The 1,962-nt window shown below is 37.6% G+C and carries 2 protein-coding genes and 1 pseudogene; 1 reads left to right on the top strand and 2 read right to left on the bottom strand.

The features are described 5' to 3' along the window. Positions 1-299, top strand: a 299-nt coding sequence (locus DC498_RS25870) for a helix-turn-helix domain-containing protein (protein ID WP_206197750.1), incomplete at its 5' end; no start/stop codon positions are given. 94 nt (positions 300-393) lie between these two features. On the opposite strand, the gene DC498_RS25865 is transcribed toward DC498_RS25870, so the two are convergent. Together DC498_RS25865 and DC498_RS25860 are read right to left on the bottom strand one after the other, a co-directional pair. Next, complete coding sequence (locus DC498_RS25865; RefSeq protein ID WP_133176989.1) at positions 394-807, bottom strand: hypothetical protein; 414 nt, start codon at positions 805-807, stop codon at positions 394-396. Positions 808-887: 80 nt separating this feature from the next. Next, a pseudogene (locus tag DC498_RS25860) lies at positions 888-1,838 on the bottom strand (RHS repeat-associated core domain-containing protein); the annotation flags it as partial. Between the last annotated feature and the right edge of the window lie 124 nt (positions 1,839-1,962).

Below are 1,962 nucleotides of genomic sequence, written 5' to 3'. Positions count from 1 at the left end.
CAAAAGACTGGAGCCAGACGGAACTGGCTACCCATAGCGGCGTATCAAGGGAGATGATCGGTAAGTATGAACGCGGCGAAGCCGTGCCTTCTATTGACGCGGCAAAGAAAATCGCGGATGCTTTTGAAGTATCTATGGATTACCTGGTTGGTGAAGGCATTAACGCCAGCTTTGATAAGAAAAACATTAAGCGCCTGCAGGATATTGAAAAGCTCGATAGTGATGTAAAGGATAAACTCTACTTCGTTATTGACAACATCATACAAAATACTAAAGCTAAAAAAGCACTCGCTTCGTAAAAACAAAACCCGGGCTTATTATTTTAATATTGGTGGAAGGTAGCAGGTCAACAATCGCACAACGCCAGTGCTACAGATATGCGCCAGCAAATACTTAATTGCAATCATTTGATAACATTTTTTTCGTAACTCTCCTTACAGAACCACCAGGATAAATAACTTCATAAGTGTAATTTTTGGAAGGAAGCGGCATGTAAACATTTTTATACTGCCGTTTATTTGTGTTGTAAATATTAAGTACAGTAAAATGATTTTCAAGCCAGCTTTTTTTTACCTCAATTTCATAGTTATATTTTTTCTGCCCACTTTTACAATTCTCAAAATAATTAAAAGTTAAAAGCATGTATTTAATATCAGCAGATAAAAGCTTTTTATAGCCTGAGTCAGAGATTGACAAATTTCCCGGATAATAGCTTACTTCAATGCTTTCCTTTATATCATCGTGATTGATTAAAGTTATTTCAATATTCGATAAAGACCCCACAGCAATTTGATTATCGATCGACATAATTAGATTAATACTTTTCTGCCCAAAACAGGACAAAGTAAATATTGTCAACGTCACCAAATAAGTTATTAATATTTTCATTAGTTTCTAAGTATTCGTTCAACAGCTCTTTTAGTTAAAATAATTGAAGGAGTTGTAGAAGCTCCCTTATAAACAGCTATTCCTGTGGAAGGTCGATTGACAGTCACTCCTCCAGTGGAGTTTTGAGTTGCCGTGGCTTGGCCTAAAGGGCCAACTATGATATTTGTTTGATATTGTTTGAAAGTACCCAGGTCTGTATTTGAAGGTTGTGTTGCATCATGACTATAAATCTGTCCGTTTTGAACAATTGTACCAGTTACATGAGAATGTATGGTAACTTCAACATCTGCTGGTGTTTTTCCTAAAGGTGGTGCCAGATTTTCATTTGCTTGTAGTTCATTATTAGAATTAACGAAAGCAGGCGCTCCTGGAGCATTTTTCCAGACTTTTCCATCCTTTAGTACACCATCCTTCATCACGAGAGATGATTCACCGTGTAATCCGCCATTCCTATCTGTAGCAGTTTTTCCTTCTGTTCGTTTTAACACGTCCAGTGATTCTGTTAGTGCAACATCGCCAGGAAGCTGTTCAGCCGAGGCAACACTACTTACTTGAGTTGTTCCACCAGACTTATTTGCTTTTTCAATTTGTTCTACGTCACTTTTATTAGTTACAACATATTTTTTCTTATCGTCTATCCCATCTGTTCCAATTTTGTTTCCTTTCTCATCATAAAAATCTCCAGGTAACATTCCGTCCGGATCTATAAATCTTATCGGATTATTATAAGCATAATTATACGGGCTCCAACGTCTACTAACGTCCGCCAATGGATCAATAGCATGCCATCTTCCTATCTGCGCATCATACATCCTTGCACCATAATCCAACCATTCTAACCCACTGCCATCGGAGAACTCTTGTCTTTGTTCCTCTTTACCGTTGTATTTATAGCGATTTGTTGGTGCATTGTTTAAAGCCTTGGATGATATCCCTGCCATGGTTAATCCGAACGGATAATAATTACCATCCCCATTTTGATGCTTTTACAAAAACTTCCCCAACGCCCAGGCATCAACTCAAAGAACTACGTTACAGCCCTAAAAATAACGGTTTTTTCTTTTCAATTGAAAA

Source organism: Terrimonas sp. (assembly GCF_003075435.1).
Classification (GTDB): domain Bacteria; phylum Bacteroidota; class Bacteroidia; order Chitinophagales; family Chitinophagaceae; genus Agriterribacter.
The sequence above is the reverse complement of the archived record's forward strand: the minus strand, read 5'-3'. Positions and strand labels throughout refer to the sequence as shown.